The organism is Leisingera sp. S132 (assembly GCF_025144465.1).
In the GTDB taxonomy this organism is placed as follows: domain Bacteria; phylum Pseudomonadota; class Alphaproteobacteria; order Rhodobacterales; family Rhodobacteraceae; genus Leisingera.
This window is the reverse complement of the sequence record NZ_CP083553.1, coordinates 1974301-1992686: the sequence shown is the minus strand read 5'-3', so window position 1 is coordinate 1992686 and position 18386 is coordinate 1974301. Positions and strand designations below refer to the sequence as shown.

Below are 18386 nucleotides of genomic sequence, written 5' to 3'. Positions count from 1 at the left end.
GGGTATGGGGGCAATCATAACACTGGCCCCCAGGATGGCGGCGGCCATGGCGGTTGCAACAGGCCCCTGGGGGGTTCTGGCGGCACTGGTCGGCGGTGCGGCGGCATACTTCCTGGTATTCCGGGAGAACGCCGGAAAGGTGAAGACACCTCTGGAGCAGGTTCAAGAGGCGCAAGCTGCGCTCAACGCCTCCCTTGGTGTCTTTGAATCGACGGCGGCGCCCAATGCCGGTGCTGCAGCTATTGACGCTGCAAACGACTATTACGACATGGCTAAAGCTGCCAGGGAAGCCGCTGCTGCGAATATCGCCATGCTTCAATCTGAATTGTCCAGCCATCAGTCGATGAAAGAAGGCCTGGGATCCGGATATCTCATGGGTAACATGGTCGACAACGTGATCGAGGACGATCTGGCCGCCGCGCGGGCAGAGCTGGCCGAGGCAACCCGGGCGCTGGAGATTGCAGAGTCCCGCCGCAAGGAGGTGGCGACCCGCGTCATGCGTTCCGACACCGCAATGGTCCGCCACACTGAGAACCTGAACCGGACACTGGATATCACAGTCGACGGGATTGACGCCCTGGGTGCGGCCTCTGCTGGGGCAGGGGGTAAGGTCAAAGGTTTGGGCAACGAGCTTGATGAGGCGGAGGAAAAGACCCGCCGCGTTGAGGCGGCCGCAAAGTCCACAGAGCAATCCTTTGCATCTACGTTTTCCTCAATCATTCGAGGATCGGAGAGTGCTGGTGATGCACTGAATCGCCTGACTGACAAGCTGTTGGATCAGGTTCTGACTAATTCGCTGTCGAGTTTGTTCGGGCATCTTGGCATTGGAAATCTGTTTGGGCCGGTTGTTGCCTCGGCAAATGGCAATGTCTTTTCCGGGGGGCGCGTCCAGGCATTTGCCAAGGGCGGTGTCGTTTCAGCGCCGACGGTCTTCCCGATGCGCGGCGGCACTGGCCTGATGGGAGAGGCTGGCCCGGAGGCGATTATGCCGTTGTCGCGCGGGCCGGGCGGCAAGTTGGGCGTCCGCGCTCAGGTTTCACAAGGGCAGGCTTCGGACCCCGTGATTGATTTGACCGTTGTCGTGCATTCTTCGTCCGGATCTGAGGAGGTCCGGGCAGAGCAAACCGCACCGGGGCGGGTCGATGTATTTCTGGAGAATGCTGTCAGAAAGGGCATTGGCGAGGGCAAGTTTGACCGCGCTCTGAGGCAGCGTTTCAATCTTCGACCCAAGGCGCAGGGGGTTTAAATGGCGGTTTCCTTTCCTGGCAGCCTGCCCAGCCTCGACCGGCTGGGCGGGTTGGGCGTTGCCTTCGGTGATGGCGCCTTGCGGACTTCCATGGAACACGGGCCTGCAAAGGTCCGTCCCAGGTTCACGGCGGTTCCCGATAGCTACACCCTCTTTCACCCTGCCTATACAGGGGTTCAGGTGGCTGAATTCCGGGCCTTCTGGCGGGTAGATCTTGCGCAAGGATCTTTGCCTGTTCTGATGGTCGATCCGCTGGATGGCTTGGAGGCTCCTTTCCGGCTATCTGCGGCACGACTGCGCCCAATTGGCGGCGGTAAGTGGTCGATCACTGTTCCAGCGGAGCGGCTGCCATGAGGTCCACGCTAAGCGAGAACATGCGCCGGGCCATGCATGCGCAGGAGACCGGCGCGGTTATTCTGCCGCTGATCACACTGACGCAGGAAGATTGGGAGGATGAAATCCGCCTGGTCCCGAACACTGAGCCAGTCACCCGCTTGGGCAAGGTGTTTGAACCCTTGGCGTTCAACGTGTCGCTTCCGGACGAAGAGGCGGAAGGTGTTCCGGTGGTTGGCTGGACCGCGGACAACGTGGACCGGCGGCTTGTCCAGGCGCTGCGCCTGGTGCGCGGTGTTGTGCAGGCCAGCATCGTCTGGGTTCTGGCGGAGACGCCGGACATTGATGAGTGGCCGCCATTGGAGGTGGAAATGCGCGCTGCCGAGTATGACGCCCTTACTATCAGTGGCACTATGAGCGTCGAAACCATCTTGGAGCAGCAGTTCGGCTCCAAGGTTTTCAACCCCGCCAATACCCCCGGCATTTTCTGATGTGGTCGGATCGCTGGGTCGGTTTGCCCTACCGGGAACTCGGTCGGGGGCCGCAGGAATTTGACTGCCTGGGCTTGTTTCTGGCCCTGCAGCGGGAACGGCACGGGCGGGAGCTGTTTGACCCGCTGTGCTCAATGACAGCCGCCGCGCGAATGAAGCTGGCAGACCAGGTGCGACCCCAATGGCGGCAGGTGAAGGTTGCCGAGGAGGGGGCCGCACTTCTGTTCCGGGTGCGCGGGCTGGAGCTGCATGTGGGCTACGCCCTGAACAACAGGCAAATGCTCCATGCCTGCGGAGACGCGGGCGAGAGCGTAATTGAAGATTTTCGGCAGGGTGCAATGTCCCGCCGCCTGGAAGGTATCTACATTCATGGACGCCAAGCTGTTTGAAACCGCCGTTTATCAGCACCCGCTAAAGGGTCGGGCGCAGTGCCGGCACATGCCGGAAGGGGTGACGGTTGCCGACCTGGTGCAGCAGGCGGAAATTGATCCCCGCCTGCTGATGTCTGTGCAGGTCGTGATTAGCAAGGGCGTGCACAGCACCGTAGTTCCGGTGGACAAGTGGCACCGGGTGCGCCCGCGCGAAGGCAGCCATGTGCTTATCGGCCCAAAGGTGCAAGGGCCGCTTGCGGGTGCTGTCCTGGCTGCCGTCTTGCCTTCCGCAGCGAGTTACATCGCAGGTACAACCTTTGCTTTGGCAACCACCTCATTCGCTTATGCTGCAGTTTATGCCGCTGTCACCATTGTTGGATCGCTGTTGATCAATGCGCTGATTCCGCCGCCTGCCAGGCCGGGCAGCATCCAGCAGGATGATCCGAATTTTTCAATCACCGGATCCGGCAATGCGGAGGTGAAATACGGCGTCTACCCGAGCGTTCTGGGCCGTCACAAGATGTTCCCTCCCAAGACCGCTCGCGGCTTTACAGAGGGGCGAGGGGAGGAGGTCTATTTCCGGGGCCGGTATACTTTCGGTCATGGGCCTGTGGCACTGGAGGAACTGAAGATCGGCACCACGCCAATATGGGAGTTTTCAGGAGTCGAACTGGAATTTCTCAATGTGGATAGTGCTGAAACTCTCTCCCGCATTCCGCAGATTGCACCTTTGGTTAAGGCTTGGCGGAGCGGTGCGGAGGCGCTTGACCTTTATCCGGACGACATTGCTGAAGACGGTTACTCTGTTCGTCTGAACCAGAATGACATTGTGATCCGCACCACGCGGGAGAGGTCAACTGCGGCAGAGATTGATGTTCTCTATCAGGGCTTGGTCCGGTTCGATGAGAACAACAATAAGCAGCCGCTCTCGCGCCTGACGGCGTTTTACTACCGGAAGGTTGGAGACTCTCAATTTATTGATGCGGGTGCTGAGCTTCATACCGGCGCCACGACCGCGAATTTGCGTTTCACAAAGCTGATCGTGTTTCCTGAGCCTGGAGAATATGAGGTTCAGATCAAGCGGATCTATGAAGATAGCGATCACATAACGGTTCGTGACGATTCCTATTTGAGTGCAATCCGCTCGATCCGCACTGGAAAACTGCCCAGTCATGACGGCATTGCCGAGGTGGCGGTTCGCATCAAGGCCAGCGAGCAATTGAACGGCCAGCTTGAAGATCTGAGCGTGATAGTTCAGCAAATGGCGCCGGTCTGGGATGGTGCGTCATGGACGGCGTTTCAGCCAGTGCGCCACCCGGCCTGGATCTATGCCCGGTCCCTGATGGGGCCGACGCTGGCCAAGCCGCTGGCAGACAGCCGGATCCAGCTTCAGGATCTGCTTGATTGGGCAGATCAGGAGCCGCATTGGACCTGTGATGCAGTGATCGACCAGACCACCACGGTTGCCGAGGTTCTGGATATGATCTGCGGCGCTGGCCGTGCCAGGCGTACCCTGCGGGATCTCAAATACTCGATCATCCGTGATGGCGGCGCCGGGCCGGTTGTGCAGCAGTTCAGCCCACGCAACAGTTATGATTTTCGCGGCGCGATCACCTTCCCGAAAGAGATCCACGGTTTTCGTGTGCGCTGCCTTTCCGAGAGGCTGGACTGGCAGCAGGATGAAATCACGGTCTACGCGGACGGGTATGATGCGGCCACGGCCACTGAGCTTGAAACCCTAGATTTGCGCGGGGTTGTCCTTTCCAAGGATGACGCAAACGGCGGAAACGCCTGGCGGCTGGGCCGTTATCATCTGGCGCAGGCCTTGTTGCGGTATGAAGAGTTCACCTGGAAAAGCGACTTAGATCACCTGCGGGTGAATATGGGCGACAAGGTGCGGTTTGTTCATGACGTGCCGATGATCGGCGTAGGTGCTGGCCGGGTGAAGTCCATTGTGACTGATCCCGGCGGAAATCTTGTCAGCTTCACCCTCGATGAGCTGCTGACGCCTGAGGCTGGTGACTACCGGGTGAACTGGCGCTCCGCCTTGGGTGATGAGGTGGTTTTCTCCGCTGCTGCGCCCGACTCCTATGACGGGATCTGGACTGCATCCGAAGTTGTGCCGGCCGCAGATCTGGTCGCCGGGGATCTCGTTTCAATTGAGCTGATGACCCAGGAAAGTGTCGAGCTGCTGATCACAGCCATTCTGCATGATGGTGATCTGCAGGCCACGCTGAAGGGCGTACCTGCGGCTCCGGAAGTGCTCGATGCGGACCAGGGGGAAATCCCTGACTATGTGCCGACGATAACCTCTGTCGCACCAAACAGTTCGCTGAAGCCTGTGGCGCCCCGCATAATCTCCGCGGTGGCGCAAAACGTTGTGAAAGAGGACCGGTCGGGCGCGCGCAGCGCTGCGGCCTTCGCAGAGCTGGAATGGCAGCCTGGTGGGGCCTACAGCGCGGAGAGGTTTGTAATTTACCGGATCTCTCCGGAAGGTGATCGGGTCCGGATCACGCACACCGAAAACACCTCCGGCACCTATCTGCTGCCTGAGATTGGCAATTACCGGTTCGAGATCTTCGGTGTGAATGACGCAGGCCGGTCAGACCCCGCGGTGGTTTATGTCGAGCGCACGGTTTCTGGAGAGACGCCTGCTGCGGTTGCCGGGTTTGTGTCCCGGGTGGCCGGGGATCAGCTCTTCCTGTCCTGGCGCTTGGGGGAGGCCATCGTTTCGCATTATAGCCTGCGGTATCTGGCGCCCGGCGCAACAGGCGGCTGGCGGCAGGCGTCTCTGGTGGAGCCGGAGGTGTCAGGAAGCCAGATTGCAATCCCTGCAGTGAATGGCCGTTATCTGATCAAGGCTGTTTCTCTGTATGGCCGGGAAAGTGCGGTGGCGGCGGAAGTCACGGTTGAGGGCGCCGGGATCTCCGCGTTGAACGTGGTGGAGCTGGTTCAGGAGCATCCTGGTTTTGCCGGTGCGAAGACTGACGGGCTATCAGTGGTTTCGGATGCTCTCATGCTCTTGTCCGGGGCTTCAATCGACAACTGGACCGCTCTGGATGAGGTGATGAGTATCGGCGGTCACGGCGGGGTGGAGCCGACTGGCACATATGATTTCGCGGGGGTCACTGACCTCGGCGAGGTTTACACCTCGCGCCTGAGCGCTGATGTGCGCGGGTTCGGTTTCCGGCTGGATGATAGCTTGGCGAATTGGAGCAGCCTTGAGGATGTCGAGGATCTGACCGGAACCAGCTCGGACGCCTGGGGGATCGAGCTGCAGGTTTCGTCAACTCTGAACGATCCTCAGGACGCTGGGGCTGTCTGGGACGATTGGGCAGCGTTGCAAATTGGGGATTACAGCGCTCGTGCGTTCCGTTTTCGCCTGCAGCTAATCAGTGGTGCGCCAGAAGTCGCGGTCCAGGTCGATCATGTGTCTGTCACGATTGATATGCCGGACAGGGTGGAAGCTGGCGCGGATGTGCAGTGCCCTGCTGGCGGGGTCGCTGTATCTTTTGCCTCACCCTTCCGGGTGCGCCCGGCTGTCACGGTTGACGGGCAGGGGCTTCCAACCGGTGCGCGCAGTGTGCGTTCCAATGTGACCCGTGAGGGTTTTCACCAGAAATTTGTCGATTCAGCCGGGGCGGACATAGCCTGTTCCTTTGATTGGGTCGCCAAGGGGTACGGGCGGTCGCGGTAGCGCCGCCGCAATCAGGAGAAATCTATGTCGCAATATGACTTCGGAACGATCAACCCTTCAACAACCGGAGGCACTGATTTGGCAGCGCTGCTGGGGTGGTTCAGGGATGCGCTTAACAGCAGTCACATGGGAGCTGGAAGACCCGCCTATGCGGCGGCTGGCACGTTCTGGATCAAACAGGACGGCAACGTGTGGGAGTTCAACATCTTCGACGGCACGACTGATATTCTTCTGCTGTCTTATGACACCTCCAGCGGGCGCTTGAAGTTGTCCGCGGCTGACCTTGATGGTGTGGGTATCGGTGCGGCCACACGCGGTGCCGGTGCGTTTACTTCTCTCTTGGTGTCGGCAGGAGCAGGGGCTTCTGTGGTGGATATCGACAGTGCAGCCGGGAACAGCTCCCGGGTTCGCCACAAGGAGGATGGCGTTGCCAAGTGGACTGCCGGCCATGTCGCTAACACTGGCGCTTACACCATATACGATGCGGTTGCGGCCCGGGTGGTCGCCTTGTTTGAGGCTGGCGCTCCAACAAACAGCCTGGTTCTGAAGAGTGACGGAAAGGTCGGTTTCGGAACCGACGCGCCCTTGTCGCAGTTTCAGGTCGAGATGGGTGTTCAGACCAGTTGGCAGGCCCGGATGGTTGCCACCCACGCGTCATTCACAGGAACGGTTTCTGTTCTGGTGGCGGATCGTGCCAGCACTGCAGACTACACTTTTGCAAAGATGGTCTCGGGCGGAGCGGGCGGAGACCTGGAATTCAATTTCTCAGGTGATGGCAACGGCACTTGCGATGGTTCCTGGACTGGCGGCGGCGCGGACTATGCGGAATTTTTCGAATGGTTGGACGGCAATCCGGCGAGCGAGGACCGCCGCGGGCTGGCCGTTGTGCTGGATGGCGGCAAGATCCGCCCTGCGCTGACCGGGGAGGATCCCATAGGCGTGATCTCGGCCAATCCGTCAGTTGTGGGTGACGGAGATATCGGGCGCTGGAAAGGCAAGTACATGCGCGACGATTTCGGAGCGTATGTCTGGGAGGATTACCAGGTTACCGACGATGAAACCGGGGAGACCGTCACTCAGCAATGCCGAAAGGAAAACCCTGATTTTGATCCCGCCCAGGAATACATCCCGCGGGCTGATCGTGCCGAATGGGACATGGTGGGGCTGATGGGTAAGCTGCGGCTCCGCAAAGGCCAGCCGGTCGGCAGCCGGTGGATCAAGATGCGGGACATCTCTGCGGATGTTGAGGAATGGCTGGTGAGGTAATCCGGAAGATGTCTTTGACAGATAACCTTGAGGCAGCAGTTCAGGCCCGCGTAACGTCTTCATTTGCGGGGTGGGGCATGGTTGGCGGTTCCGCCGCTTCCTTCTTTGGGTGGCTGGGATCGCATGAAATTGCTGCCGGTGTCGGCGTCTTTGTGGCGGTTGCCAGCCTGGCTTTGAGGGCTTGGCACAATCGCTGCCTGCGCGGCATCGAAGAGCGCGACCGCAGAGAGCGGCGGAACATCGAGATAGCGCAACTCACCCCGGAACAGCGGGAAGCCCTGAAGCAGCTCGCTGACTGATCCATCGAAAATTCAACCCCGAAACCGGCCCCGCATCCAGCGGGGCCTTTCTTTTGGAGATCTTCATGAAACTTATCCCGAACTGGAAAGAAACTTTGTCTGGCGCCTGGTCGGTACGCCTTCTGGTGTTAGCGGCCTTTGTGTCTGTTCTGCCCTTGTTCATCTCGCTGGTGACTCCGGCCATGCTCGGGCTTGACCCGCTGGTTTTTGCAATCATTGCAGCGTTGGTGAACATGCTGGCGATCTTTGCGCGTGTGCTGGTTCAACCGTCATCCGGGTTGTGGCGGCAGTTCTGGCGCGATGAAAGCGGGGCGATCCGCAAGCGACACATTGGTGTTGCCGCTGGCGTCCTGGCTCTTGGTATTCCGCTCACGGCTCAGTGGGAAGGCAAAGAAAACACGGCCTACTGGGACAGTCACGGAGCTGTCTGGACGGTCTGTTTTGGTGAAACCAGGGGGGTGGAGCAGGGGGACCGCTACTCGGACGCGGAATGCACCAGCATGCTCAAGAAGCGGTGGACAGAGTTTCACGCCGGAATGTCGGATTGCGTCGATGGCTTCACGGATGCCCCAGCAGGGGTGCAGGCGTCTGTGACGTCCTGGGCCTACAATGTCGGAACGGGTGCCGCTTGCGGGTCTACTCTTGCTAAGCACCTCCGCGCCCGCCGCTACAACGCTGCCTGCAATGAGCTGCCGCGCTGGAACCTGGCGGGGGGCAGGGTTCTCAGGGGGCTGGTGAACAGGCGCCAGTCAGAGCGCATCATGTGCCTGAAAGCTCTGGGGGCGGCGTAGTGCTGCCTCTGCGGTCGGTGCTGAACCTCGCCGGTGCTGCGGCGTTTGCGGCGGCGGTCTGGTGGTTGGCCGATCTAGTGGCAGACCGCAGGGTGTTGCGTTCTGAGCTTTCCGCAATGCGCGCAGAACTCGGCCAAGCAAGAGCAAGCTTGGCCCGGGCTGAGGAGGCTGCCCGGGTTCACCGTGCGCACCTGGCGCGCGCGGCGGAGGAATACCGCCGCTGGGACGCGCTTTCCCGTGACTTGCAATCCATGGAGGGCCGCGATGCGCCTTTGTCACCTTTGCTGCGCGCTACTTCTGAGCGGCTGTACCTGGTTCAACCCTGAACCTGCAAAACAGCCGCCACCTGTGCCGGCCGATTTGCTGGAGTTCTGTGCTGGCTATACTGGCCCTCTCCCGCAAAATGAGGGCCACCATTCCGACGCGCTGATAGCAGAGGCCCGGGGGCGGGCCTGTGCCAACGCCAAGCTTGCCGCAATTGCTGAAATTCTCAGCGCGGCAGGCCCGCAGTAATTCCTCCGAATTTAACAAAGAAAGGAACGAAAATGCCTCAAAGCGACCCCTTTGACGGTTGGATGCGCGGCTTGGAAAGCCCGGCGACGCATCATTTCTCAATCGCCCCGCAAGACGGTGCCGACCTGTCGCCCAGGCCGCGAGTCCTGCGTGTTCTCACCGCGGGCGACCTTGCCTTGCGTGACGAGGGGGGGACCGTCATCGTCTACCCTGTTCTGGCGGGCGAAACCATCGGGTTCTCTGCGGTCGGGGTGGAGGCAACCGGCACCACGGCAACCGTAGTTGGGTGGTACTGATGCTCGGCAATGGGCTTTCGGTAATGACGGCGGCGGTGTGCCGCCGTCCCTTCACGCCAGTGGATCTGTTCGCCGGTGGTGCGCAGGGTCTGTTTCTGGACTGGCGCGACACCTCGACGTTGTTTCAGGACGCGGCGGGCATACTGCCGTCTGCCCCCTCTGGCGACCTTGTGAAGCTTGGTCTGGACAAATCGCGGGGCTTGGCCCGAGGCGTCAACTTCTTCGAAGAAAACCCCGTTACTGCCGTGAACTGGACAGACAACGGCGATGGCTCTTTCACGGCCCAAGGCTTGAACGGCACCCTTAACGTCATGGGGCTATCTGCTGGGGAATTCGGGGAACTTCAGTTGACCATTGCAGGGTCAGGCGCGGATAGCCTGAATTTGTTCGATGGGGACAATAACTTCTTGGGCAGCTTCACTGGGGACGGGAGCCATAGGGCTATCTTCAAGGCGTCAGGGTCAGCCCGCCCGCAACTTTTCAATCTGAACAAGACAAGCTTTACCGGAACAGTGAGCGGCCTTTCTTTGCGCACCGTCGCGGGTAAACACTGCCTTGCTCCCGCAGATGCTGCCCGCGCGACATACCAAGCCGACAGGACGCTGGCCGACGATGGCGACGACTCCCTGATTGCACCGCTGACCGGAACATTTTCCGCCTACATCGCTGCGGATGGCGCGCTGATCGCGGATGAAGGCGTGGTAATGGCTGACAACTATGATGTGCTGCGCAACAACATGGTTGGTGCCGTGATCGTTTCCGCCCCCCTTACGGCAACGCAGCAGCAGCAGGTGGCCGCATACTTCGGGGTAACGGTATGACCACCCTGTACACCAACCGCATCGCCTTCCTGGCGCCAATTGAGCACGCGGAGGCCTGCAACCGGGCTGCAAATGCACTTGGCCGCAGCGGGCAGAACTTTATTGTTGAGCTATCACCCGACGGGGCCGGGGAGGCCACGCACAAGGGGGCTTCAACCAAGGAAACTGACGCGTTTCTGCATGTGCTGTCTTTTGCCCCTGGCCTGCCGCCCGGAATGGCGTGGCCAGACGGCTTGGCTCCGGGCGACTGGCAGGCCGTTGCGGATCACCTGGTTGTGGTGACCGGCCCGGCCAGCAGCACAGACCCGGCTGAGCAGTTCGACACGCTGATTGCAGCGCATGGGCTGCAGCGGATCGAGCCTGACGCCTAAAGCCGCACTGCAGGACAAAAGGAAAGCCCCGGTTTGCGCCGGGGCTTTTGTCGTTTCGGGGGCGGCGGTTTTAGGATTGAGGGTTAGGCGCTGCGCCCAACAACTTGCGCAGGTCATATTGCAATGAGCGGCGACCACTTTCGAAGCCCGCCCTCATGGCCACCTCCTGCCTTTCCGCGACGTACTCCAGTAGCTCCACCGCGACCTCAGGCAGCGGCGCGAACCGTTTCGGGATCCGAACCTCATCCCACTCATTATCGGTATCAAGGATGCGCCAGTGAGTTCCGGTATCCGGGATGTGTTCGTAGCGATCATTGATTTTAACGTGCTGTGGCATGTTGTCTCCGGCGTTTACTGGATGGTTTCGGCTTCAGACACGTCCAGTTCATGGACGATCAGCATCGTGTCGCTGTCCGGGTAGCAAAAGCGGATTGAATTTCCGCCAGCATGCTCAAGGAAATGCGCGGGCTTCCCGTTGACCAAAATGGGCGCACCGAAACCGTCTGGGGCTTCCTGCAGCGCGATGTTGCCGACGATCTTCAGGAAGCTTTTGAAAGTGATCCGGTCATTCACGTTCTGCAGTGAGCGGAATGCTCGAACGCGCGCCTGGTTCTTGTTCTTGGCATAGAACTGGCCAGCGCCGTATCCCTGCACGGTCACCTCATATTTCTTCAGGATGCATGCCATGTCAGTCTCCCGGCGGTTTATGGATTTTCGCGCTGATACGCGATGGCTTTTTGGTGAGTGACGGTCTCGCGGCCTTGCTCGGCAAAGAGGAAAGCGAAATCTACGGCGCACTGGATCTTGCAGAAGTAGCCGCCCTGGTATCTCTCGCCGTCCCAGGTCGACACGCGAACTATGCGCCTGTCGCCTTCGGGGCCGCCCCATGTGTAATGGACGATCTTACGGTTAGTCCGGCGATTGGCTTCTTCTTTCGTCCGCGGTTGATCTTCCGCCTTCGGGCCGAACTCGACCCACTCAATCCACTTGCGCAGCTTCGCGCCGCAGTAGCGGCAGTGCGGCTGCTTGTCGTGCTTGGCAGGAAAAAGCGTCGCCATTTCGGCCTCCGGGCGGTTTCTGGAAACTTTCTCTACGATGTAAGATAATGTGTACAGTTGACGCGAGCAAGCCTTTTCCCTACGAAATAAGAAAAGAGTAAGAAAAGGCAGCGCCGTGTCGGACGATAAGAAAGCAGGCAGGTTTTCTGGCAAGTGGTCGATTGTGACCGTGCATCCGTGGTTGCCGTCTCGGTCTGAGCAGATCGCCCGTTCGCGCGCCTGGGGGGTGGATGAAAGCACCCTTGGCGCGGAAGATGTGTCAGCCCTTTTTGTCGATGATGTGCGCCACGTCAAGCGCACCACCAATTGGCCGGCTAAGCTGATAGAGCGCGGCGTGTTTCTGGACAAGGTGAACCGTATGCAGCACGTCGGGGATCAGGTTTTCTTTGCAAATTCGCTGTGCGTCGGGTTCTCTGAAAAGCACGCGCGCAGCACAGTTGAGGCGCTGTTTGATGCGGGCCTGGTGGTCTACGTACATTCGGTCAAAGACAATGGCCCGGCGCTGTACCAGAAGGGCGACGACATGACGGAATTCTATGAGGGTGTGAAGCTGATGGCGAATGCCAAGCACCAGAGCGCCCACCGGAAACAGAAATCCAAGTAAGGAGACGCCTCGGCGCGAACCTTGCGCTGGGGATTGAGCGGGGGGCGGGGATGCAAGGCCCTTCCCCCGCGACCTGAAAAAGGAGCACGCCTTCAGAGGGCAAAGAAAGTGTATGAAATGAGCACTCAGGGAGCTGGAGAGTGAATTTTGAGAGTTACTATCCGGGTATGATGGATAACATCAGAGACCGGGTTTTTTTTGTGAAAAGGACCCTCAAGGGCGAGACATTCCCTCCGGACAATTTGAGCTTTGCAACGGAAAGCTGCTACCTAAACTTGCGATTGATTTGTGAAGGGCTTTCTGTGGCCCTTGCGATCCCGCATTTGGAGGGTGTCGATGAGTACAATGCGTTGTCTCGGAAGTTTTTCCCAAAGGACTTGGCGGCGACACTTAGTACCCTTAATGGCGATTTCTTTCCCCGACGCTCAAGGCTGGTTAGGGAAGTTTCAGGGCTTCATCTCATCGACCTGACACCTGAGATATCGCCTGAGTACGTCAAATCTGTGCATGGCAAGTGCGGGGACTACCTCCATGCCCTGACGCTACGTAAAATCGAACAAGGTCGAAAGTACGGGCAGGCTGACCTCAGATTGATTGCAGAGGCTATTGAAAAGATTTGGCTACATCTGCAGTGCCACTACATAACCTTGCCTGATCAGACAATTTGGGCCTGTTCTATAGCTCTCCCTGGTCAAGGGAAAACTGGCGCAGTTCGGATAGGGGCCAACTAAGGAGCAAGGTGTGCGGCTTTCATTGATCTTGCTGGTATTCGCGGTTCTTGCGCCGCCCCTTTGGGCTGGTGGGTTGAGGGTGCGCGATGCTGACACTATCGTCGTGAGCGGGACGCCGGTTCGATTGCAAGGGGTGGACGCGCCAGAGCTGGACACCGGCGCCGGTAAAGACGCCCGCCGCTGGATGGTCAACTATCTCGTTGGCAAATCGGTTGAGTGCCGTTTGAGTGGTGAGCGGACACATGACCGGCACGTCGGTGTTTGCTATGCGGACGGGGTTGACATCGGCGCCGCTGTCATAGCCGCCGGTCACGCCCTGGACTGTCAGCGGTACTCGGGCGGCCGGTATCGGCGCTATGAGACACCTGCCGCGAAATCGCGGCTGCGACGGGCGCGTTACTGCCGGTAAGTTCACAAAAGGAGTGGCGGAAGATGATACGCGATCTTTTCAAATCGATTTTGGCTTTGGTCCTTTCGCCGGTTCTGTTTGTCGGCAACTTCCTCATCCTTGTAATTTTTGCGATGTATGTTGGGGTGCGCCATCTGCTTTGGGACTTGAACTTGGTTAAAGATGTTGAGGCTGGTCGACCGGGTTACCGACCTATTCAGAATAGGCGGGTCGTTTACAGGAACCCCTTAGGGGCTGCGGTTACAATCATCGTTCTGGTCGTGATGATCGCGTCGATAGTTCGGTGGTTCTAAAATCCAACAAAGGAGAGATGGGATAGTGATAACAGGAGGCAAGCCGAATGTGCCAACAACCTTATGGCACTACACGACTTTCGAGGTTCTCGAAAAGATCCTAGAGACCAAGTCGCTTCTGGCGTCCGATTTTCGCGCCCTAAATGACTCGCAAGAATTTAAGGTGGGATTGCAGTCTATCAGGGATTTTCTCGTTGATTGGGGCGGTAGGTTCTCGACCATTTTTGGGACTACGGACCAGGAAATTGAAACGGCTCTGATGGACGTCGAGGAGAGGTTGAACGGGCAAGTTTTGTGTTTTTCTGCGGCCGCAGACGACCTATCTATGTGGCGAGGGTACAGCAGTCTCGCTCACGGCGGGCAGTCTGTTGCGATCGGATTTTCAAGCGTAGACTTGGCTGAGCTCGGAGGGGCTTACCAATTTCAAGGACCTAGTCGGTGCGAATACACGCCGGGTGCCTCCTTCTTGGGGGAATTACCTCACGTATTGTATGAAGATAGTGCACAAAGGCACCTGGAGCTTTCGCGTTTTTTGATGGAGTTTACGAAGCTCATTAAGAGCCCGCATTTCGAGGTTGAGGCGGAATACCGAATGACATGCAGCGGTACTGTAAGCGCGATTGGGGGCTCACAGTTTAAGCTGATTGGCGGGGAGTACCGAAGGGAGTTACCCTTGGTTCTACCTGATTGTGAAGTGTTTGAGGGGCTTTCAAGGCCTTTGGCCATCGATTCTATCATGACCGGCCCTAAGACGAACCACGGTAAAGTCGAGCGTTTTCTTGAAAACTATTTTCGGCTGGAGCGGGTAGATTGCCCCCGAGTTCAAAAATCTCAGATACCATTCATCTGATCGGTATTTGAGAAACCAAGAAAGGAGAGGCTGGAGTTGTCAACAGAGCTCATTTTTATTGGTGTTTCAACCTGTGCCACACTTGCTGTCGCTTGCCTGACTTTTGGAATGTTCGTGCTTCAATTTAATCAGCACAAACACGAGAAGCAGGTCGCCGACGCGAACTACAAGTTCGCTCTGCATGAGAAGAGGTTGAAAGTCTACTTCGCGCTAAAGGAATTCTTGGAAGATGCTGCAATTCACGGGCGGCCTGGCCGCGAGGCGACGGCAAAAGTGCTGGGTGTTGCTAGGAAGGTTCCCTTCATCTTTGGGGGCGACATCGATCGGGAAGTAAAGTGGCTAATTGATGCGTCTTTCAGTTACGTGCGCGCGGAGGCAAGGATAGAGCGTCTCGATGATCTCTTGCGGCGCGGTGTCATTAAGCCTGAGCAAGAGAAAAGACGTGCGGAACTGTTTGAGCAACAAATTGATATTGAAGATAAAATATTCGCGAGGTTCACGAGCAATAGTTTGACCGAGATATTCAACCCGTATCTCAAACTCCCAGAGAGATTGTAGGGCTTAGTCCAACAAAGGAGGAGTTTGATTTGAACGTTGATTTTCCCGTGCTGTTCAAGCGGTTGGATTACTGCAAGTCGGTGATTGAAGCCATTCAGCTCCGTTTGGACGGGTTGTCCAAAATGAAAATTGAAACTGTTTTTTCTGAAGATAGAAAGACAATAACCCAGTCGCTCAAGTCGGAGAATGATGATGATTGGACGACTGTTTCCCTGGAGGTGTCAACCGCAGTACATCACTTGCGGTCGGTTTTGGATAATTTGACCTACCAGATTGTTACATCTGCAAACCCCAATCTCACCGCAGAAGAGAAGCGAAAACTGTTTTTTCCAGCATTCGAAAGCGAGGAACGATGGAACCGTAATAGGGGTGTTAAGCTGATACAGCAGAGCTGCCACAAAAAATATTTTCAGCTTTTCTTGCACTTGCAACCATTTAGGAAGAATGTGGGTTGGGACGGATACGAAGGGAACCCATTCCAACATTTGTCGCTCATCAGCAACAGAGATAAACACAGGCAACTTTCTGTTTCATTTAGAGTTCCTTCTCAGCTCGATACCAACATGGCACTTAAGTTTTTTTCTGAGGAGGAGGCTCACATGCCTAAGGTGACGTTTTTTCTCGAAGGTGTGCGGAGAGGTGGTGTTTTTAAGGTGATTGAGGCTGAGTTCCCGGTTGATTCTGTCCAGGGGGCTGATCAAATTGAAGCGGTTGCGACGATGGACCCCTTGCGCTTGCCCATAGTTAAGTTTCTTTCAGATATGGTTCATCTTGTGGAGACAGTTATCACGAACTTTCAACGCTTCGAAGAGTTGGATGATTGGATCAGCCCGCAAGCCTAGCAATTGCTTTCAGGGCGCCTTGAGGAAGAGCCTATGCAAATCCAGAAAAAAGGGGGGCGGGGTCAGCTCGGTTCCTTGCTGGCAGCGCCCCACCAGTTTTGCGCATAGAAGGGGCGGCAGCGCCCGCGCATGTTGTCGGGGGTAACTCGATCCTCTGAGCAGTCGGCAGCGATGATAGAAAGCGCTTGCGGCAGTTCGGTGTTCTCGCCGACCAATTCAATGAACCTGCTCTTTCTGTATTTGCCATGTCGCCCGCAGAAATCGCAGGCTATTTCGACCATCGGCAGCGGATAGTCTTTGGCCTTCATGCTTGGCACACTCTGTCAATCCATTCCCAGCCCTCGTACTTATCCCCTGTTTGGCGGAGGTGGGTGTACCGCTGCAGTGAGGCCCATGAGCGGTGGCCGGAGACTGCAGCAACCTGCGGAATTGAATTGCCCATCTCAAAGAGCCGGGAAATGCCTTCGTGCCGTAGATCATGAAATCGCAGGTCTTCTATCTGCAGAAGTTTGCAAGCGCGGGTGAACCGTGTGCAGATGGTATCGGGGTTGAAGGGGAAAACCCGTTCATCCTTCCGGGGCATGGACTTTGCAATTTTTAGGGCTTGCTCCGGCAGATCGCACCACACGTCGTTCCCGACCTTTTGTCCTGGATGCTTCATGTCCTTCACGAACACCCGGGAATGCTCTTTATCCAGCCCGTCCCATCTTGCGCGCGTGATTTCGGATTCGCGGCGGCTTGAGAAAAGGGCGAACAGTGTCACCTTATGCATGGGCATCGTGCGCGGGTTCGCTGCCGTGGCTTCCATGAAGTGGGCCAGCAGGGCCTCCAATTCGCCCAAGGTTGGTCGACGGTCCCTTGATCTTGACTTAGCAGTGATCTGCAGGCGCTTGCAGGCGTGCATCGCCTCCTGCATGGCTAGGTAGTCTAGGGGGATGCTCCAGGCGGAGCGCGAAATGCGGAAAACGGCCGATAGGTGGGAGAGGTAGTTTTGCACCGTGGCGGCAGAGGCTACGCCCGGACGTGCAGCGATCTCTTGGGCAAACTGCACAATGTCGCTGCTTTGGATCTCGTCTGCCTCTTTGTCGGAAAGATCATATTCATCCCTGATGGTGCGAAGCACCTGGGTCTTTGTGGCGCCTATCTTGTCGCCTGCGGTGTCAAGGTATTTGTCTAGCGCGTCTCGTAGGGTTTTCCCCTTGGCTTTGATCTTCCGAAGGTCATCGCCCGCTGCTTCGATTTCCTTCATACGCTTCCTCAGCCAAGCGTTTGCGGCGGACTTCTTGTCGAATGTTCGGGATTCGCGGTGTGCCCATTGACCTTTTCTTTTGATGGCAATCTGTGCGAGATAGGCGGAGGAACCGTCTTTGCGCTTGCGCTCGATAATATGGGCCATGTCGGAACAACTTTTTTGAAAACGGGACAACTTTTGTTGTTCTAATCCGACAAAATGGGCAAAAACAAGCAAAAACAGACTGAGAATGGGCAGATGGCATGAGCGAAGGAAGCTCTAAAAATAAGGGGAATGGGCCTCTTTGGCGCTCTGCGCGCCTTTCCGTTGCGCCGATGATGGACTGGACCGACCGGCACTGCCGCTATCTGCACCGGCTGCTGAGCCGCCAGACGCTGCTGTATACCGAAATGGTCACCGCGCCCGCGCTGGTGCGGGGCGGGGCGCTGCATCTGCTGGACTTCAACGCCGAAGAACACCCAATTGCCCTGCAATTGGGTGGGTCGGATCCAGCGGAGCTGGCAGAGGCCGCCCGGCTAGGGGCGGAGGCCGGTTACGACGAGATCAATCTCAACTGCGGCTGTCCCAGCGACCGGGTGCAATCGGGCGCCTTTGGCGCAGTTCTGATGCAAACGCCGGAGCTGGTGGCGGATTGTGTGGCTGCCATGCGCGAAGCGGTGAATGCGGAAGTCACCGTCAAATGCCGCATCGGCGTCGATGAGCAGGAACCGGAACAGGTGCTGCCCGATTTTCTGGATAAGATCCGCGCGGCCGGCTGCCAGCGTGTGACAATCCATGCCCGCAAGGCCTGGCTGCAGGGGCTGTCGCCCAAGGAGAACCGGGATATCCCGCCGCTCGATTACGATCTGGTGCACCGGATGAAGGCGGCATTTCCGGACCTGCATGTCTCGATCAATGGCGGCATTGCAACGCTGGCAGAGGCGAAGGCGCATCTGGACCAGGGCCTTGACGGGGTGATGGTGGGCCGTGCGGCCTATCACCAGCCTGCGGATGTTCTCTGTACCGCAGACCCTGAGATCTACGGCACCGGTGCTGCCAGCAATCCGGCAGATGCGGTGCGGCAGATGCTGCCCTATATCGAGGCGCGCCTGAGCGAAGGGGCCAAGCTGAACCAGATCACCCGGCATATGCTGGGGCTGTTTGCGGGCAAGCCCGGGGCGCGGCAGTGGCGGCGGATACTGTCCGAGGGCGCCTGCCGGGCGGGCGCGGGGCCGGACCTGGTGCTGGAGGCCTTGGCGCAGGTCGAAAGCTGCGCCGCAGCGTGACCGGATGCCTCACAGGCTAGTGCCTTGTG

At 58.0% G+C, this 18386-nt stretch carries 23 protein-coding genes and 1 pseudogene; 19 read left to right on the top strand and 5 right to left on the bottom strand.

Features of this window, described 5'->3' with window-relative positions:
- Nucleotides 1-862: 862 nt before the first annotated feature.
- The 11 genes and pseudogenes from K3725_RS09760 to K3725_RS09710 all read left to right on the top strand — a co-directional run.
- A pseudogene (locus tag K3725_RS09760) lies at nt 863-1031 on the top strand (phage tail tape measure protein); the annotation flags it as partial.
- A 215-nt stretch (nt 1032-1246) separates the two neighbouring features.
- The gene (locus K3725_RS09755) at nt 1247-1600 is read left to right on the top strand and encodes a hypothetical protein (RefSeq protein ID WP_260015128.1); all 354 of its coding nucleotides are present in this window, start codon (nt 1247-1249) and stop codon (nt 1598-1600) included.
- On the top strand, nt 1597-2070 hold the full coding sequence (locus K3725_RS09750; RefSeq protein WP_260015127.1) for a DUF1833 domain-containing protein: 474 nt from the start codon (nt 1597-1599) through the stop codon (nt 2068-2070). The genes K3725_RS09755 and K3725_RS09750 overlap by 4 nt, the downstream gene beginning before the upstream one ends.
- Nucleotides 2070-2459, top strand: coding sequence for an NlpC/P60 family protein (locus tag K3725_RS22625; RefSeq protein ID WP_260015126.1), 390 nt, complete (start codon nt 2070-2072; stop codon nt 2457-2459). Before K3725_RS09750 ends, K3725_RS22625 begins: the two co-directional genes overlap by 1 nt.
- Nucleotides 2440-6138 carry a hypothetical protein gene (locus tag K3725_RS09740; RefSeq protein WP_260015125.1) on the top strand — a complete coding sequence of 1233 codons (3699 nt, stop codon included), beginning with the start codon at nt 2440-2442 and terminating at the stop codon, nt 6136-6138. Before K3725_RS22625 ends, K3725_RS09740 begins: the two co-directional genes overlap by 20 nt.
- Before the next feature lie 24 nt (nt 6139-6162).
- A complete protein-coding gene (locus tag K3725_RS09735) occupies nt 6163-7404 on the top strand; it encodes a peptidase G2 autoproteolytic cleavage domain-containing protein (RefSeq protein WP_260015124.1) in 1242 nt (413 codons plus the stop codon).
- An 8-nt stretch (nt 7405-7412) separates the two neighbouring features.
- A complete protein-coding gene (locus K3725_RS09730) occupies nt 7413-7703 on the top strand; it encodes a hypothetical protein (protein WP_260015123.1) in 291 nt (96 codons plus the stop codon).
- A 65-nt stretch (nt 7704-7768) separates the two neighbouring features.
- Entirely contained in the window at nt 7769-8494 is a 726-nt protein-coding gene (locus tag K3725_RS09725; RefSeq protein ID WP_260015122.1) for a lysozyme, read from the top strand.
- A 545-nt stretch (nt 8495-9039) separates the two neighbouring features.
- Nucleotides 9040-9303: a hypothetical protein gene (locus K3725_RS09720; RefSeq protein WP_260015121.1), complete on the top strand. Its 264-nt coding sequence runs from the start codon at nt 9040-9042 to the stop codon at nt 9301-9303.
- Nucleotides 9303-10124, top strand: coding sequence for a hypothetical protein (locus K3725_RS09715; RefSeq protein WP_260015120.1), 822 nt, complete (start codon nt 9303-9305; stop codon nt 10122-10124). The genes K3725_RS09720 and K3725_RS09715 overlap by 1 nt, the downstream gene beginning before the upstream one ends.
- On the top strand, nt 10121-10495 hold the full coding sequence (locus K3725_RS09710) for a hypothetical protein (RefSeq protein WP_260015119.1): 375 nt from the start codon (nt 10121-10123) through the stop codon (nt 10493-10495). Before K3725_RS09715 ends, K3725_RS09710 begins: the two co-directional genes overlap by 4 nt.
- 70 nt (nt 10496-10565) lie before the next feature.
- On the opposite strand, the gene K3725_RS09705 is transcribed toward K3725_RS09710, so the two are convergent.
- Genes K3725_RS09705 through K3725_RS09695 form a run of 3 tightly spaced genes read right to left on the bottom strand, consistent with a single transcriptional unit; the run spans nt 10566 to nt 11553 of the window.
- Nucleotides 10566-10832 carry a hypothetical protein gene (locus K3725_RS09705; RefSeq protein ID WP_260015118.1) on the bottom strand — a complete coding sequence of 89 codons (267 nt, stop codon included), beginning with the start codon at nt 10830-10832 and terminating at the stop codon, nt 10566-10568.
- A 14-nt stretch (nt 10833-10846) separates the two neighbouring features.
- Nucleotides 10847-11182, bottom strand: a complete 336-nt coding sequence (locus K3725_RS09700) for a hypothetical protein (protein ID WP_260015117.1) — start codon at nt 11180-11182, stop codon at nt 10847-10849.
- A gap of 17 nt (nt 11183-11199) precedes the next feature.
- Nucleotides 11200-11553: a hypothetical protein gene (locus K3725_RS09695; protein WP_260015116.1), complete on the bottom strand. Its 354-nt coding sequence runs from the start codon at nt 11551-11553 to the stop codon at nt 11200-11202.
- Nucleotides 11554-11668: 115 nt separating this feature from the next.
- Between K3725_RS09695 and K3725_RS09690 the strand changes: the two genes are divergently transcribed.
- The 7 genes from K3725_RS09690 to K3725_RS09660 all read left to right on the top strand — a co-directional run bounded on the left by K3725_RS09690 (nt 11669) and on the right by K3725_RS09660 (nt 15840).
- Nucleotides 11669-12157: a hypothetical protein gene (locus tag K3725_RS09690; protein WP_260015115.1), complete on the top strand. Its 489-nt coding sequence runs from the start codon at nt 11669-11671 to the stop codon at nt 12155-12157.
- Nucleotides 12158-12324: 167 nt separating this feature from the next.
- Entirely contained in the window at nt 12325-12888 is a 564-nt protein-coding gene (locus K3725_RS09685) for a hypothetical protein (RefSeq protein ID WP_260015114.1), read from the top strand.
- 10 nt (nt 12889-12898) lie between these two features.
- The gene (locus K3725_RS09680) at nt 12899-13297 is read left to right on the top strand and encodes a thermonuclease family protein (protein WP_311202199.1); all 399 of its coding nucleotides are present in this window, start codon (nt 12899-12901) and stop codon (nt 13295-13297) included.
- 23 nt (nt 13298-13320) lie between these two features.
- A complete protein-coding gene (locus tag K3725_RS09675; protein ID WP_260015113.1) occupies nt 13321-13590 on the top strand; it encodes a hypothetical protein in 270 nt (89 codons plus the stop codon).
- Between the two features lie 49 nt (nt 13591-13639).
- Nucleotides 13640-14440 (top strand): DUF2971 domain-containing protein, encoded by an 801-nt coding sequence (locus K3725_RS09670; protein WP_260015112.1) that lies wholly within the window; start codon nt 13640-13642, stop codon nt 14438-14440.
- 36 nt (nt 14441-14476) lie between these two features.
- Nucleotides 14477-14998, top strand: a complete 522-nt coding sequence (locus tag K3725_RS09665) for a hypothetical protein (RefSeq protein WP_260015111.1) — start codon at nt 14477-14479, stop codon at nt 14996-14998.
- 29 nt (nt 14999-15027) lie between these two features.
- Nucleotides 15028-15840, top strand: a complete 813-nt coding sequence (locus K3725_RS09660; RefSeq protein WP_260015110.1) for a hypothetical protein — start codon at nt 15028-15030, stop codon at nt 15838-15840.
- Nucleotides 15841-15902: 62 nt separating this feature from the next.
- Here the strand turns inward: K3725_RS09660 and K3725_RS09655 are convergent, their stop codons facing one another.
- On the bottom strand, nt 15903-16148 hold the full coding sequence (locus K3725_RS09655; RefSeq protein WP_260015109.1) for an enhanced serine sensitivity protein SseB C-terminal domain-containing protein: 246 nt from the start codon (nt 16146-16148) through the stop codon (nt 15903-15905).
- Nucleotides 16145-17236, bottom strand: a complete 1092-nt coding sequence (locus K3725_RS09650) for a site-specific integrase (protein ID WP_260015108.1) — start codon at nt 17234-17236, stop codon at nt 16145-16147. The genes K3725_RS09655 and K3725_RS09650 overlap by 4 nt, the downstream gene beginning before the upstream one ends.
- Nucleotides 17237-17406: 170 nt before the next feature.
- On the opposite strand from K3725_RS09650, the gene dusA reads away from it, so the two are divergent.
- On the top strand, nt 17407-18357 hold the full coding sequence (gene dusA / locus K3725_RS09645) for a tRNA dihydrouridine(20/20a) synthase DusA (protein WP_260015107.1): 951 nt from the start codon (nt 17407-17409) through the stop codon (nt 18355-18357).
- Nucleotides 18358-18386: the final 29 nt, after the last annotated feature.

Excerpts from the sequence above, each read along its gene's own strand:
- K3725_RS22625 (WP_260015126.1), top strand. The coding sequence starts at position 2,070 with ATGTGGTCGGATCGCTGGGTCGGTTTGCCCTACCGGGAACTCGGTCGG.
- K3725_RS09740 (WP_260015125.1), top strand. The coding sequence starts at position 2,440 with ATGGACGCCAAGCTGTTTGAAACCGCCGTTTATCAGCACCCGCTAAAG.
- K3725_RS09715 (WP_260015120.1), top strand. The coding sequence starts at position 9,303 with ATGCTCGGCAATGGGCTTTCGGTAATGACGGCGGCGGTGTGCCGCCGT.
- K3725_RS09695 (WP_260015116.1), bottom strand. The coding sequence starts at position 11,553 with ATGGCGACGCTTTTTCCTGCCAAGCACGACAAGCAGCCGCACTGCCGC.
- K3725_RS09730 (WP_260015123.1), top strand. The coding sequence starts at position 7,413 with ATGTCTTTGACAGATAACCTTGAGGCAGCAGTTCAGGCCCGCGTAACG.
- K3725_RS09710 (WP_260015119.1), top strand. The coding sequence starts at position 10,121 with ATGACCACCCTGTACACCAACCGCATCGCCTTCCTGGCGCCAATTGAG.
- K3725_RS09675 (WP_260015113.1), top strand. The coding sequence starts at position 13,321 with ATGATACGCGATCTTTTCAAATCGATTTTGGCTTTGGTCCTTTCGCCG.
- dusA (WP_260015107.1), top strand. The coding sequence starts at position 17,407 with ATGATGGACTGGACCGACCGGCACTGCCGCTATCTGCACCGGCTGCTG.
- K3725_RS09650 (WP_260015108.1), bottom strand. The coding sequence starts at position 17,236 with ATGGCCCATATTATCGAGCGCAAGCGCAAAGACGGTTCCTCCGCCTAT.
- K3725_RS09685 (WP_260015114.1), top strand. The coding sequence starts at position 12,325 with ATGATGGATAACATCAGAGACCGGGTTTTTTTTGTGAAAAGGACCCTC.
- K3725_RS09700 (WP_260015117.1), bottom strand. The coding sequence starts at position 11,182 with ATGGCATGCATCCTGAAGAAATATGAGGTGACCGTGCAGGGATACGGC.
- K3725_RS09720 (WP_260015121.1), top strand. The coding sequence starts at position 9,040 with ATGCCTCAAAGCGACCCCTTTGACGGTTGGATGCGCGGCTTGGAAAGC.
- K3725_RS09655 (WP_260015109.1), bottom strand. The coding sequence starts at position 16,148 with ATGAAGGCCAAAGACTATCCGCTGCCGATGGTCGAAATAGCCTGCGAT.
- K3725_RS09735 (WP_260015124.1), top strand. The coding sequence starts at position 6,163 with ATGTCGCAATATGACTTCGGAACGATCAACCCTTCAACAACCGGAGGC.
- K3725_RS09755 (WP_260015128.1), top strand. The coding sequence starts at position 1,247 with ATGGCGGTTTCCTTTCCTGGCAGCCTGCCCAGCCTCGACCGGCTGGGC.
- K3725_RS09725 (WP_260015122.1), top strand. The coding sequence starts at position 7,769 with ATGAAACTTATCCCGAACTGGAAAGAAACTTTGTCTGGCGCCTGGTCG.
- K3725_RS09705 (WP_260015118.1), bottom strand. The coding sequence starts at position 10,832 with ATGCCACAGCACGTTAAAATCAATGATCGCTACGAACACATCCCGGAT.
- K3725_RS09750 (WP_260015127.1), top strand. The coding sequence starts at position 1,597 with ATGAGGTCCACGCTAAGCGAGAACATGCGCCGGGCCATGCATGCGCAG.